At 60.1% G+C, this 13893-nt stretch carries 12 protein-coding genes and 1 other RNA gene; 1 reads left to right on the top strand and 12 read right to left on the bottom strand.

Features of this window, described 5'->3' with window-relative positions; genetic code table 11:
* Positions 1–4: 4 nt before the first annotated feature.
* The 12 genes from mraY to RRH01S_RS01425 form a co-directional block, all read right to left on the bottom strand.
* Positions 5–1126: a phospho-N-acetylmuramoyl-pentapeptide-transferase gene (mraY, locus tag RRH01S_RS01475; RefSeq protein WP_007697182.1), complete on the bottom strand. Its 1122-nt coding sequence runs from the start codon at positions 1124–1126 to the stop codon at positions 5–7.
* 11 nt (positions 1127–1137) lie between these two features.
* A complete protein-coding gene (locus RRH01S_RS01470) occupies positions 1138–2598 on the bottom strand; it encodes a UDP-N-acetylmuramoylalanyl-D-glutamyl-2,6-diaminopimelate--D-alanyl-D-alanine ligase (protein ID WP_042469701.1) in 1461 nt (486 codons plus the stop codon).
* Positions 2595–4058: a UDP-N-acetylmuramoyl-L-alanyl-D-glutamate--2,6-diaminopimelate ligase gene (locus RRH01S_RS01465; RefSeq protein ID WP_012651820.1), complete on the bottom strand. Its 1464-nt coding sequence runs from the start codon at positions 4056–4058 to the stop codon at positions 2595–2597. The genes RRH01S_RS01470 and RRH01S_RS01465 overlap by 4 nt, the downstream gene beginning before the upstream one ends.
* A gap of 65 nt (positions 4059–4123) precedes the next feature.
* Positions 4124–5875 (bottom strand): peptidoglycan D,D-transpeptidase FtsI family protein, encoded by a 1752-nt coding sequence (locus tag RRH01S_RS01460; protein ID WP_012651821.1) that lies wholly within the window; start codon positions 5873–5875, stop codon positions 4124–4126.
* Positions 5875–6426, bottom strand: coding sequence for a cell division protein FtsL (gene ftsL / locus RRH01S_RS01455; RefSeq protein ID WP_012651822.1), 552 nt, complete (start codon positions 6424–6426; stop codon positions 5875–5877). Before ftsL ends, RRH01S_RS01460 begins: the two co-directional genes overlap by 1 nt.
* 1 nt (position 6427) lies before the next feature.
* The gene (rsmH, locus tag RRH01S_RS01450; RefSeq protein WP_042469698.1) at positions 6428–7453 is read right to left on the bottom strand and encodes a 16S rRNA (cytosine(1402)-N(4))-methyltransferase RsmH; all 1026 of its coding nucleotides are present in this window, start codon (positions 7451–7453) and stop codon (positions 6428–6430) included.
* A 14-nt stretch (positions 7454–7467) separates the two neighbouring features.
* Positions 7468–7908 carry a division/cell wall cluster transcriptional repressor MraZ gene (gene mraZ, locus RRH01S_RS01445; RefSeq protein ID WP_012651824.1) on the bottom strand — a complete coding sequence of 147 codons (441 nt, stop codon included), beginning with the start codon at positions 7906–7908 and terminating at the stop codon, positions 7468–7470.
* 429 nt (positions 7909–8337) lie between these two features.
* Positions 8338–8737: RNase P RNA component class A (gene rnpB / locus RRH01S_RS33115), an RNA gene on the bottom strand.
* A 67-nt stretch (positions 8738–8804) separates the two neighbouring features.
* Complete coding sequence (locus RRH01S_RS01440; protein WP_042469696.1) at positions 8805–9998, bottom strand: NAD(P)/FAD-dependent oxidoreductase; 1194 nt, start codon at positions 9996–9998, stop codon at positions 8805–8807.
* Positions 9999–10080: 82 nt separating this feature from the next.
* Positions 10081–10638 (bottom strand): lytic transglycosylase domain-containing protein, encoded by a 558-nt coding sequence (locus tag RRH01S_RS01435; protein ID WP_012651826.1) that lies wholly within the window; start codon positions 10636–10638, stop codon positions 10081–10083.
* A gap of 265 nt (positions 10639–10903) precedes the next feature.
* Positions 10904–11665 carry an N-acetylmuramoyl-L-alanine amidase gene (locus RRH01S_RS01430; RefSeq protein WP_012651827.1) on the bottom strand — a complete coding sequence of 254 codons (762 nt, stop codon included), beginning with the start codon at positions 11663–11665 and terminating at the stop codon, positions 10904–10906.
* Entirely contained in the window at positions 11662–12372 is a 711-nt protein-coding gene (locus RRH01S_RS01425) for a J domain-containing protein (RefSeq protein ID WP_007697218.1), read from the bottom strand. Before RRH01S_RS01425 ends, RRH01S_RS01430 begins: the two co-directional genes overlap by 4 nt.
* Positions 12373–12658: 286 nt before the next feature.
* Between RRH01S_RS01425 and RRH01S_RS01420 the strand changes: the two genes are divergently transcribed.
* Positions 12659–13870, top strand: a complete 1212-nt coding sequence (locus tag RRH01S_RS01420) for a pyrophosphate--fructose-6-phosphate 1-phosphotransferase (RefSeq protein ID WP_034517946.1) — start codon at positions 12659–12661, stop codon at positions 13868–13870.
* Positions 13871–13893 lie beyond the last annotated feature (23 nt).

Here is a 13893-nt window from a genome sequence, read left to right as displayed (position 1 = left end):
CGCCTCACCGCAGCTTCAGGGTGGAGAGGCCGATCATCGCCAGGATGACCGCGACGATCCAGAAACGCACGACCACCTGGCTTTCCGTCCAGCCCTTCTTTTCGAAGTGATGGTGGATCGGAGCCATCAGGAAGACGCGGCGTCTGGTCATCTTGAAGAAGCCAACCTGGATGATCACCGAAAGCGCTTCCAGTACGAAGAGACCGCCGATGATCGCCATGACGATCTCATGCTTGGTGGCAACCGCCACCGTGCCGATCAGACCACCAAGCGCGAGCGAACCGGTATCGCCCATGAAAATGGCTGCCGGTGGCGCGTTGAACCAGAGGAATCCAAGACCGGCGCCGATAACAGCACCGAGCACCACAGCCAACTCGCCCGTGCCGGGCACAAAGTTGATCGCCAGATAGTCGGCAAAAACGAAGTTGCCGGCGAGATAGGCGATGACGCCGAAGGACGCCGCCGCGATCATGACCGGCACGATGGCAAGCCCGTCGAGGCCGTCGGTCAGGTTCACGGCATTGCCGGCAGAAACGATGACGAAGGCGCCGAACAGCACGAAGAACATGCCGAGATTGAGCATGAAGCTCTTGAAGAACGGGAAGGCGATCGACGAACCGAAGGTCGAGCCGGCGGGGCCGGAGGACAGGGCCGTGTTCATCATGAAGTAGACGGCGATTGCGGCGATGATAAATTCGAGGCCAAGGCGGGCGCGACCGGAAAAACCCTTGTCGCTCTGCTTCGTGACCTTCAGATAATCGTCATAAAAGCCGATGGCACCGAAGCCGAGGGTAACGAGCAAGGTCGCAACCACATAGACATTGGCGAGATCGGCCCACAGCAGCGACGACACCACAATGCCGGCCAGGATCATCAGCCCGCCCATGGTCGGCGTGCCGGCCTTCTTGAAGTGAGTCTGCGGACCATCAGCGCGAATCGGCTGCCCCCGGCCCTGACGCACACGCAGGGAAGAGATGATTCGTGGTCCGAAGAGGAATACGATCAACGCCGAGGTGAACAAGGCGCCGCCTGTACGGAACGTGATGTATCTGAACAGATTGAGAAATCTGAAGTGGGTACTGAAAAAATGAATATGGTCCGACAGTTCGGCAAGCCAGATTAGCATAAGAGCCCTTTCTAAAGCCCCTGATGGGAGTGGGGCTCCGTGTCGGAGAATGCTGGAAACTTGTCAAGCAAAGCCGTCACGATCTTCCCGAAACCTGTCCCCAGCGACGATTTCACCATCAAGACGTCGCCTGGAGCGACGGAATTGAGTACGAATTCCGCGAGCTCTTCCGTGTTCTCGCGATATTCGACATAAACACTTTCAGGCAGCGCATCCCTGAGCGCCGCCATTTCCGGACCCGCCAGCCAGACATACTCGATGCCGGCCGCAAGCAGCGGCCCGGCAAGGTTGGCATGCACTCTCTGGGCATAATCCCCCATTTCCAGCATATCGCCGAGAACAGCGATCCGCCTGCCCGCCCTGCTCCCGACATTCGCATCCGGCGAAGATGTCGCCAGCAGCGCGATAGCCGCGCGCATGGATGCGGGATTGGCGTTGTAACTTTCGTCGATCAGCGTGAAATAGCCGTTGCCGACGACCCGCTTGTGGCGTTGCCCCCTGCCCTTTTCGGCCTGCAGGGTCGCGAGCGCGTCGATCGCCTTGTCGAGATCGGCATCGACCAGCATCACAGTCCCAAGAACGGCCAGCGCATTTTCCGCGATATGCCGTCCAGGTGCGCCGATCGCCACTTCCATCGTTTGGCCGCCGATCGTCAGCCACAGCGTCGAATTTTCTTCCGAGGCGTTGAATTCCGCCAGCCGAACATCCGCCTTGGCGTGCTGACCGAAGCTATGCACATGCTCGACACCGGCGGCCAGTGCGGCGCGCTCCAGGAATTCGAACTGGTCGTTGTCACGGTTGAGAATGACGTGCCCGCCCGGCGCGACGCCGTCAAAAATCTCCGCCTTGGCAGCGGCGATTTCCGTAATGCTCTTGAAATTGCCGAGGTGAGCCGGCGCTATCGTGGTGATGATCGCCACGTGCGGCTCTACCATCTTAGCAAGCGGCCGGATCTCCTCCGGATGATTCATGCCGATCTCGAAGACACCGAAATCCGTATCTTCAGGCATACGCGCCAAGGTGAGCGGCACCCCCCAGTGATTGTTGAAGGAGGCGACGGAGGCATGCACCTTGCCGGATGGCGAGAGCGTCCGGCGCAACATTTCCTTCGTGGTCGTCTTGCCGACCGATCCCGTGACGGCGATGATTTTCGCTTGCGTGCGCTGGCGCGCGGCAACACCCAATCTTCCGAGCGCGGCCAGAACGTCGTCGACAACGATCTTCGGCACGGTCAGCCGACCCATGGCCGGCAGCCGCGCCTCGCTGATGACGATCATTGCCGCGCCATTGGCCATCGCCAGGTTCGCATAGTCATGGCCATCGACACGATCGCCCTTGATGGCGAAGAAGGCTTCGCCGGGCTTGATCGAGCGGCTGTCGATGGAAATCCCCGTAATGCCTTCAGGCATCGCCCCGAAGGAGCGGCCCACAATGGCGGCGATCATGTCTTCAGTTGTCCAAAGCCAGCTCAAGACTTTACCTCCTCCAATGCTTTGCGCAATTCGGCATGGTCGGAGAAGGGCAGCGTAACGCTGCCGATCGTCTGACCTTCCTCGTGCCCCTTACCGGCGACAATCAGCGTGTCACCGGATGTCAACATGCTAACCGCCTCACGGATCGCTTCGGCGCGATCGGCGATCTCGGTAGCACAGGATGCCGCCGCCATGATCTCGGCGCGGATCGCTGCCGGCTCTTCAGAACGTGGATTGTCGTCGGTAACGATGACCACGTCGGCCAAACGGCAGGCAATTTCCCCCATGATCGGCCGCTTGCCGCGATCGCGGTCGCCACCGCAACCGAAGACGACGATGATGCGGCCGGTGGTGAACGGCCGCACCGAGGTCAACACATTTTCCAGGGCATCCGGCTTATGGGCATAGTCGACATAGGCAAGTGCGCCATCATGGGTATGACCGACAAGCTCCAACCGGCCGGCGGCACCCACGAGTTTCTCCAGCGCCGCCATCGCGACCGGCGCGGCAACGCCGGTAGATATTGCAAGGCCTGCTGCCACCAGCGCGTTGGCAACCTGGAAATCGCCGGCAAGCGGAATGTGAATCTCGAAAATATCGTCGCCGATATGCACTTCGGCAATCTGCTTGTGACGGAAATGCTCGACGCGCTTCAGCGCCAGGAAATCCCCCTTGCGGCCGACGGTGCGTATGTCCTGCCCGGTATCACGGGCAGCGGCAATCGCCTGTTCCGACCATGGATCATCGGCAAAGATGACCGCCGGGGAACCCTTCGGCAACAAATCCCGGAACAGCCGCATCTTGGCGGCCATGTAATCCTCAACCGTCGGATGATAGTCCATATGGTCGCGGCCAAGATTGGTGAAGGCGGCGGCCGCCAGCCTGACGCCATCAAGGCGGAATTGATCGAGGCCATGGCTTGAGGCTTCCATCGCCGCATGGGTCACCCCTTCATCGGCGAGTGCTGCGAGCAACTGGTGCAACGACACCGGATCGGGCGTCGTCAGCGAGCCGTAATCGTTGCGCGTCGGCGATACGACGCCGGTCGTGCCGATCATCGCAGCCGGATGACCGGCATATGCCCAGATCTGCCGCGTGAAAGAAGCAACCGAGGTTTTGCCCGCAGTGCCGGTCACGGCAACCATCGTTTCGGGCTGCTTGCCATAAAAACGTGAAGCGGCAACGGCGAGAAAGCGGCGCGGTTCGTCAACGGTCAAAAGCGGCGCGCCGGTAACGGCTGCGCCATTGCCGGCGATAACGACGGATGCACCACGGGAGACAGCGTCGGCGATAAAACTTGCGCCGTCAGCCTTCGTGCCGGCAACAGCGACAAACGCCATGCCCGGTGCAACCTTGCGACTGTCGGCGGAAAGGCCAGTTATCTCGAGATCGCCAAGTGCCCCGCCGACCTGTCCGTTGAGTTCCGGAAACGTATTTCCGGCAATGTCCCGCAAGTTCATCGAATATACTTTTCGTTTTTGATCAGTCCGCCCTCTCGCGAATCGACCCGTGTATTCTTTCACGCTTAATAAGACACCAGCAAGGCCGAGTTATCTTTTCCAAAGCTGGGCTGGATTCCGAGGATCGGCGCGGCCCGTGCGATGATATCACGGGCGATCGGCGCCGCCGTGAAGGCCGAGATCGTGCCGCCATGTTCACCGGTCTTCGGCTCGTCGCAGAAGGTCATGATAATATATTGCGGATTGTCGATCGGGAACGCCGCCAGGAAGGTATTGAAGTTCAGCGTATTCGAATAACGGCCGTGGACGACCTTGTCGGCCGTTCCGGTCTTGCTGCCGACGTCGTAGCCGGGAACACGAGCGGCGCGGCCCGATCCCTTGGAGCCGTTAAAATCAAGTAGGAAGCGGACATTGTCGCTGGTGCTCTTCTTGATGACCGTCTTCGCGATGTCATCAGCCTCGGAGCGGTTGCGCGGCAGGAAGGTCGGGTCGATCAGCTTGCCGCCGTTGACAAGGGCAGCACCGGCAACGGCCGTCTGCAGCGGAGTGGTGGAGACGCCGTGACCGAAGGAAATGGTGATCGAGTTGATCTTCTTCCACACGCGCGGCTGGCTCGGCATCTTCACCTCCGGCAGCTCGGTATGCATCTTGGAGAGCAACCCGATGCGCGTCAGAAACTCCTTGTGACCGTCGATGCCGACGAGATCGGCGATCTTCGCCGTACCGATGTTCGAGGAGTACTGGAAAATTTCCGGAACAGTCAGCACGCGACGCTGGCCATGGAAATCCTTGATGGTGAACCCGCCGATGCGGATCGGATTGGTGGCGTCGAAGGCGTCACGCAGTGTGACCTTGCCGGAGTCAAACGCCATTGCCATGGTGAAGGTCTTGAAGGTCGATCCCATTTCGAACGTGCCGTTCGTCATGCGGTTCAGCCAGCCTTCCGAGGCGCTTTCGTTCGGATAGTTGGGATCAAAATCGGGAGCCGACGCCATCGCCAGCACTTCGCCGGTGTGAACGTCGAGTACCACCGCGCCGGCACCCTTGGCCTGGAAATTATTGACGGCGTTGACGACAGCGTCATGGACGATGTCCTGCACGCGCAGATCGATCGAAAGCTTGACCGGCTGCAGCGGCTGGGAGTTGGTCATGCCGGCGGCGGCGAGATCGGCAAGCCCCTGGTCGTCAATGTATTTTTCCATCCCGGCGACGCCGCGATTGTCGATGTTGACGTAACCGAGAATGTGGGAAGCCGTGGAGCCGCCCGGGTAGAAGCGACGCTTCTCCGGACGAAAACCGATGCCGGGAATGCCGAGCGCCAGGATCTGGCTCTGCTGCTTCGGCGTTAACTGCCGGCGAAGCCAGGCAAAGTGCGAGGTCTTGACCGCAAGCTTCTTGTAGGTGCCCTTGGTGTCGAGATCGGGCAGCACGGTGCGCAATTCCTCGACCGCCTCGTCGGGATCGATGATCTTGTTTGGCTCGGCAAACAGCGACACGGTTCGGATATCGGTGGCAAGCAGTGCGCCATTGCGGTCGACGATGTCAGGGCGCGACGCCATCAGCCGGTCCGGCGGCAGGATGCTCGACGTCGTATCCGGCGCCGTCATGGCAAACTGGGCAAGACGTCCGCCGATGATGCAGTAAACAATGGTAAAGCTTGCAACCAGCAGAACGACGCGGCTCTTGGCCTGATTGGACTTGCGCTTGCGGACGCCTTCGAAGGTTGAACTTCCAAAACCACCGCTCGGGCGGTTGTTGCCGTCGGTGGAGAAATGCGCCTTGCTTTTCAAGACCATGATGCGCGAAAGAAAAGACATCACTCGTTCACCGATCCCGTTGCGATATTGTCGACATCCTGCTTCTTGCGCTTTGCCAGCGACGGCTGCTTTGTAGCTGGGCGCGGCGCGGGAGCCGAGGCGACATCGGCGATCGCCTTCCTGATCTCCGCATCCGTGCTGTCGCCACTCTTCGCGGCCGCAGCAGCAGCCACCTTGCCGCCGCTCGCCTTGGTGCTGCCGGTCTTGGCATTCCCTGCCTTCGTGTCATCCTTGGCATCGGCGACAATTTCAGGCGGAAGCTGCGTGCGCAGCATCGGCAATTCGCTCGGCTGCACGATCGCGGTCGAGAGGGTCGGCTGCAGCTTGAGTTCGCTATTATAGTTGTTGACCAGCCGCTCCAGGCGGTTCGGCTGAACGACCAGCGCCCAGTCCGCCTTCAGAAGCTCTATCGTGTCTTTCTCCAGCTTGATCTCGGATTCGAGGCGATGAACCTCTTCGAGCTTCAGCTCGGCACGATGCTTGATCGTGTAGGTAACGCTGGCCATTGCCGTCATGACGCCAATCAGAACGATGTCAAAAGTCCTCAGCATATCAACCTCCGAGCTTTCCGAGACTGGCGAGATTGGGCAGATCGAAGATAGAAAGATCGGCGGCCTCGGCCTGAACACTGGTGCGAAGGCCGGCGCGAAGCTTAGCCGAACGCGCCCGCGGATTGATCTCCGCCTCCGCATCGCTTGCCGAAATCATCGGCTTGCCGATCGGGTCGAACGTCGCCAGCCGCTCATGCACCATGGGCATATGGCGCGAACCGCCGGAGCGGCCGGAGCGATCGGCGAAGAACTTCTTGACGATGCGATCTTCCAGCGAATGGAAAGTGACGACGACCAGACGCCCGCCCGGCCTCAGCGCCCGCTCGGCGGCAAACAGCGCCTGCGCCAGTTCGCCAAGCTCGTCATTGACGAAGATGCGCAGCGCCTGAAAGACGCGGGTGGCCGGATGAATCTTATCCTTGGCCTTTCGCGGCGTGACGATTTCGATCAGACCGGCAAGGTCGCGAGTGGTGACGAAGGGTGCCTCCGCCCGGCGCTTTTCGATCGCATGGGCGATCCGCGGAGCCTGCTTCTCCTCGCCGAGAAAGACGAAGATGCGGATGAGATCGGCAAGCTTGGCGTGATTGACGACATCGGCTGCCGACACGCCGCTTGCCGACATACGCATGTCGAGCGGTCCGTTCTTGCTAAACGAGAAACCGCGCTCGGCCTCGTCGAGCTGCATGGAGGAGACGCCGATATCGAGCACGACACCATCAAGCCCGCCCTGCGGCGCATGATCGGCGAGCTGCGAAAACTGTGACTGAATGAGTGTGAGACGGCCCGCATGCGCGGCGACCATCGACTGCCCCGCAGCGATCGCTGTTGGATCGCGATCGAGCGCGATCATATCGGCGCCGGCCGCCAGGATGGCCGATGTATAACCGCCGGCACCGAACGTGCCGTCCAAAATGAGCTTGCCGGGAGCGGGCGCCAGCGCCTCGAGTACTTCCTTGAGAAGAACCGGAATGTGGCGAACCGGTCCGCCATCGGCATCAGTCAAACCTCCGCCTGAATTCGCCACCATTCCGTTTCCCCGTTCTATTCCGAGCGCCGCCCCGCCAGCTTGCGCTCCTCTCGTGCCTGCGCCTGCAAGGCCTGAAAAGCCTCCGGCTGCCACAGTTGAAAATGATCCGCCCGACCCACAAAGGTCACCTCGTTGGTGATGCCGGTGAAGTCGCGGATAAAATCCGTGACCATCAGCCGCCCTTCCGCATCGAGCCTCACAAAGACCCCGCCCCCGTGAATGAGGAGCGACATCTGGTTCGCCGCCGGCGAAAACGGATCGTCCGCCGCAATCTGCCGCTCGAACCGGTCGAGCAGATCGAGGCCGCCGACGCTGATCGCCGGAAACACAAAATCCTGGAAACAGTACAGCTCCTGGATATTGCGCTCCGTCAGTACAGACCGAAACGCCGCCGGCACGGAAACCCGGCCCTTGGCATCGATCCTGTTTGTCGCATTCGACAGGAAGCGGTTCATGACGCGAAACACCCGTTCCCCATGACCCACGAGCAACTACTCGCCCACAGACACAGCCAAAATCGGACACAGCTTCGCAAGCCGAAAGAACGAACACTCTTCCGACTCCTCCTTGAAGGGAGGGATCATGGCTTTGCGATGAATGGGCACTGATTTGCCCTTGTGCAACGTGCTTTTGGGATACCATGGGACCATATGGGCGTCAATGGGATGAAGCCACACAGACGTGGCCACAGCCTAAATATTCATAAGCCGTTAAGTTTAACGAATGGTTATGATCGCCCTGAACAGATGCTCCAAAACGGTTTGTTTTCACAGGTGAAAACGCTTCCTCCGGACATGGCGGAAAGGCTGAGAATCAAGGCTTTCGATCACCTGAAAAATGTTTCGCGAGCCCGGATGACGAGGCATCGGCGACGCGAAGGATGATTTGCCAGTTGGCCTGTAAGCCGGGTTCTGTATGGCTCCGGCCGAGGCCGGAACGTGGCAGCCATTCATCTGGGACGACGCTTGCGCGCCGCCTCATGCAACCCACCCGGATGACCGGCCCGGAAACGGGCTGGAGCGCTTTCGCGCTCCGCGTCATCCCTATTCGGTTTTGCTCCCGGTGGGGTTTACCGTGCCGTCGCTGTCGCCAGAGACGCGGTGGGCTCTTACCCCACCCTTTCACCCTTACCCGATCCAAGGATCAGGCGGTTTGCTTTCTGTGGCACTTTCCCTGAGGTCGCCCTCGCCGGACGTTATCCGGCACCGTGTTTCCGTGGAGCCCGGACTTTCCTCCCCCTACCGCCTTTCGGCATTGGTAAAGCGCGGCTGCCCGGCCAACTGGCAGAGGCTCATTAACCGAGACAGCCGGCAATTGCCACCGAAATATACGGCTTTATCCCAGCTTCGACCTAGGCGCGGAAATGTGCTGAGAAATCCGTGCGGTAGCCGTCGTCCTTGATTCGACCTTCGAGCAGCAGCTCGCCGCCAAGCCTGCCGATCTCATCCGAACTCTTGGCCGCCGTGCCGCAGCCGCCGGTCAGAACCGCCACGCGCTGCGAAGACGTATAGCCGATCATCGGGTAGCCGGTCGGCGAATAGGAAACGGCGCAGGAATTGGTAAGCGAGGACGGCCGGGTCACGCCGGGGACCAACTCGTGGAAAATCCGCGCCAGGTGATCGCGCGCCTTATCGCGGCCGGCTGTGCGAAACCATGCGCGTAGTTCCGGCTCGCTATCGAATTGGAGGTCGTCCGGATCGCCGCCGATCTTCATGTAATATTTGCCATCGGGATAGCGGATCGGCGGCAGCATATAGATGCTGTCGGCATCGTCGAGCGTCTTGGAGATCAGCGACGGCATCGCCGACATCGCCTCGGCTTCATCCTTGCTGACCTCGAAGAAAGTTACCGTGCGGCCATAAACCTTCATCTCAACTGGTCGCGGCAACAGATTCTCCGCAATGGAGAAACCGCCGGCGGCAAGCAGGATTTTCTCGGCACGGAACGTCTCGCCTTCTGCCGTGGTGACGGCCGCCAGGCCGCCTTCGTCGCGGATGGAGACGGCGGTCTGTTTGATGACCTTCGCTCCCACCTTTTCCGCCAGCAGCGACTGCGCCTTCACCAGCCGCCTGGGACTGATATGGCCAGCGCCCTGTGGCTCGTGGACACCTTCGCTGCCTTCCGCGAAAGAGAAGAAGGGAAATTTCGCCTTCAGCCCGGCACCGTCCAAAAGCTCGGTACGGACGCCCAACCGAGATGCCGCATCGATGACGTCGCCGACATAGGCATCGGCTCCACCCCGCTTCGGTCCGACGACAAGGCAGCCGACCGGCGAATAGAACTGGATGCCGCTGTCGCGCTCGATCTCGGCATAGCGGGCGATCGACCGGTTGGCGAGGCGCGCCCAGTCGGCGTCGGGATCGATAGTACGGGTAATGCGGCCCTCGTCATAGTGACTGCCGAACACACCCTGATGATTGGCGCGGTCTTCCGGTTCGTCCGGGCCGATGACGGCGATACCGTCCGTTTGTCTGGCCAGATGGCGGGCGGCTGCCGCCCCCATCATTCCTCGCCCGACGACGATGAACCTGAAATCCGCTGCCATATTACGTCCCTCGCGAATGATCACGCGTTCGATAACATGGAAAGCGATTCCGCCCTATCCGCGATCCCGCTGGAAATCGACCTTAGTCGAGCAGCGCCAGTACCTTGCCGCAATATCTTTTGGAGATCGGATTCATGCGGGTCGCGCCGTGGCCGGCATTGTATTTGAGGATGGTATTGCAGGTCGGGCCGCCACCGAGATCCTGTGCCATGGCAAGGTATTTCATGCCGAACTTGATATTCGTCTCGGGATCGTAGAGACCCTTGGTGCTACCGGAATAACCCATCAGCCGTGCCGTCGCCGGCTTGATCTGCATCAGGCCGATCTCGCCGGCGCTGCCACGCGTTCTCGGATTGAAATTGCTTTCGATCTGGACAACGGCAGTCGCCAGTTCGACCGGCACGCCGTTCTGCTTGGCGTATTTGGTAATCAGCGCCGAATAAGCTTTTCGTCCGGTGAAGGAATTTTCCACGTCGCGCAGTTCCGCGGGGACACCCGATATCGGATAGTTGGCCGTGCGCTTGGTGATCCGCAATGAAACGGTCTCGGTTCTTTCGCCACGCTGGCCTGCAAAGGCAGAATCGTATCCTGTCAGCAACACGCTCACGCACGCTGCCGCCGCAACAATCAAATTTTTCATGTAGTCTTTTGTCTCCGGGCGTGGGATCGCGGATGGCATTCACCATCAGTCCGGCGGGAGGCAAAAAGAGCCGCCGGAGGGCACGGTCCCCGTTGTTTGTTTACGGCCGTGCGACACACAAACTAAACTTGCACGGCCGCCGTTCAGCAAGCGCCGTTAGACCAGTGCAATGCGGAAATAATAGGGAAATCATGTGGCAGCGCAGCACCTTAGGCTTTTTCAGCCCGAGAGCTGGCCTGCAACCGTCAACAAGGGACGGCTTATATCAGGAAAAGCGAGGCAGGCTGGAGAGCAGGCGATGCAGCGTGTCGATGGTCGAAAAATCGGCAATACCGTCTACCCGCGCCGGACGGAAATGACGCTGAAAAGCCTGAACATCCCCTTCCAGCTTGGTGGAGAATTCACCTGTAATTTCAGTTCCATAACCATAGAGCGAAAGCATGGACTGCAACGCCTCGATCGGCTGGCCGACATCGCCCTTCTGGAAGAACCGCCCGCCGGTGATCGGCGCCGGCTCGACCCAGTGGCCAACACCCGCCGCAGCCAGTCGCGCCCAAGGGAATTTTTCGCCCGGATCGACCTTGCGAACAGGGGCGACATCGGAGTGTCCGAGCACCCGCTCAGGCGCGATTGCCCAGCGTTGGCCGCAATCGCGACATAGTTCGATGACCGCTTCGACCTGCGCGTCGGGGAAATCCGGCAGCCCGCCGGGATGACCGGCATTGGCGATTTCGATGCCGATCGACAGCGAATTGATGTCAGCTTCGTCCCGCCACAGGCTTTTGCCGGCGTGCCAGGCACGACGCTCTTCCGGCACGAGTTGGACCACCCGCCCGTCCTCGAAGACGAAATAATGGCTCGACACCTGGCTTTCGGCGCGACAGAGCCAATCAAGCGCACCTTCTGCGGTGCCCATGCCCGTATAGTGCAGAAGGATCATGTCCGGCTTGCGCCCGCCCTCCCGTTCGCCATGGTTCGGCGACGGCTGCACGCTGGCGCCAGCAAAATCTGCCGGAAAGGAACTCATGCGGCGCGGCGTTCTCTCTCGATTTCCTCGTAAGCGGCGTTGAGAGCCGCCATACGCTCATTGGCGATGACGTGGAACTCCTCCGGCACGCCGCGCGAAACGAGACGATCGGGATGGTTCTCATAGACCAGGCCGTGATAGCGGCGGCGAATGGTCGTGAAATCATCCTGGGGCGAAACGCCCAACACCTTGTAAGGATCGCGGCCGTCGGCGCTGACATGGCGCGCCATGATCTGCTCGAAGCGCTGCTCGCTCATATGGAAAATCTGCGCGACGTGCTGAAGGAAAGCCATTTCCTTCTCATGGATCAGGCCATCGGCCTTGGCGATATGGAAAAGGCCGTCGAGCACGTCTTCCAGGACCGGGCAATTGGCGGCGCAGGTAACGCAAAGCGACGACAGCCGCTCGGCATAGGCCTCGTAACCGGCGACGTCCTGACGCGCCAGATTATAAAGGCGAGCAACGTTCTTCGCCTGATCCTCCGGGAATTCGAAGATCTCGCGGAAAGCATTGACCTCGTTTTCGGTCACCACGCCATCGGCCTTCGCCATCTTGGCGGAAAGCGCAATGATAGCGACGGAAAAAGCAACCTTGCGGCGAGTTTCCGGGTCGCCTTCAAACAGCGTGCGGATAGCTTCGACCACAGCCGACAGGGCATTGCCAGCGGTGCTGCCAACAGCATTCAGCAACTTTTCCCAAAACGACATCACGGCCTTAATCATCCTTCCTGATAGGAAACACGTTGATCAAATAATGGTTGCGATTGCAAGCTGTCCATTGGTCGCAAGACCGAAAACACTTTTCACAATTCAGTAATGATACCGTGTTCGGTACCGTCGTTTTCAAACTCATGCGACTGGGAATATTCCCTGTGGCGATAACCGGCAAAGCGCGATTTTCTTAAATTCTTTACTTTACAGCCATGCCCGCCTGTCGCATCCATTCCGACGGCACTCACCGAAATGATGCAGTACGGCTGCAAGGAGGATCCCCATGGCCAAACAGAAAGTCGCAATGCTCACCGCAGGCGGATTGGCGCCCTGTCTCTCTTCCGCTGTCGGCGGCCTGATCCAGCGTTATACCGACGTCGCGCCCGATCTTGATCTCATCGCCTATCGCTCCGGTTATCAGGGCGTTCTGTTGGGCGACCGCATCGAGATCACCCCCCGCATGCGCGAGGATGCATACCTGCTGCACCGCTACGGCGGTTCGCCGATCGGCAACAGCCGCGTCAAGCTTACCAATGCCGCCGACTGCGTCAAACGCGGCCTGGTCAAGGAAGGTGAAAATCCGCTGCGCGTCGCCGCAGAACGCCTCGCCTCCGATGGCGTCACCATCCTGCACACGATCGGTGGCGATGACACCAACACAACGGCGGCCGATCTCGCCGCCTATCTCGGCGCCAATGGCTACGACCTGACCGTAGTCGGCCTGCCGAAGACGGTCGATAACGATGTCGTGCCGATCCGCCAGTCTCTCGGCGCCTGGACGGCCGCCGAAGTCGGCGCGCACTTCTTCGACAACGTCAGCAACGAACAGACCGCTGCACCGCGAACCCTCGTCATCCATGAAGTCATGGGCCGCAGCTGCGGTTGGCTGACAGCGGCAACCGCCCGCGCCTATATCCAGAAGACCAGCGCCAATGAATATGTCGAAGGCTTCATGACCAATGCCGAGATGAAGAGCATCGATGGCCTTTATCTGCCGGAAATGGACTTTGACATTGAGGCCGAGGCCGACCGCCTTAAATCACTGATGAACAAGACCGGTCATGTGACATTGTTCGTCTCGGAAGGTGCTGCACTCGACGCCATCGTCGCCGAGCGCGAGGCCGCCGGTGAGACCATCAAGCGCGACGCCTTCGGCCATGTGAAGATCGACACCATAAATGTCGGCAGCTGGTTCCAGAAGCAATTCGCGTCCCTCCTCGGAGCCGAGCGCTCCATGGTGCAGAAGTCGGGTTACTTCGCCCGCTCGGCGCCGGCCAACGGCGAGGATCTGCGCCTAATCCAGGGCATGGTCGACCTCGCGGTCGAAAGCGCCTTGAACAAGGTGTCCGGCGTCACCGGCCATGACGAAGGCCAGGGCGGCAAGCTGCGCACCATCGAATTCCCGCGCATCAAGGGCGGCAAACCCTTCGATCTGTCCTTGCCGTGGTTTGCTGGGGTTATGGATCATATCGGGCAGAAATACACGCAATCCTAATTGACGGATCGCAAATCCAATGT

Origin of the sequence: Rhizobium rhizogenes NBRC 13257, from assembly GCF_000696095.1 — a bacterium.
In the GTDB taxonomy this organism is placed as follows: domain Bacteria; phylum Pseudomonadota; class Alphaproteobacteria; order Rhizobiales; family Rhizobiaceae; genus Rhizobium; species Rhizobium rhizogenes.
Note: the sequence above shows the minus strand (reverse complement) of the source record. Positions and strands in the feature narration are given on the sequence as shown.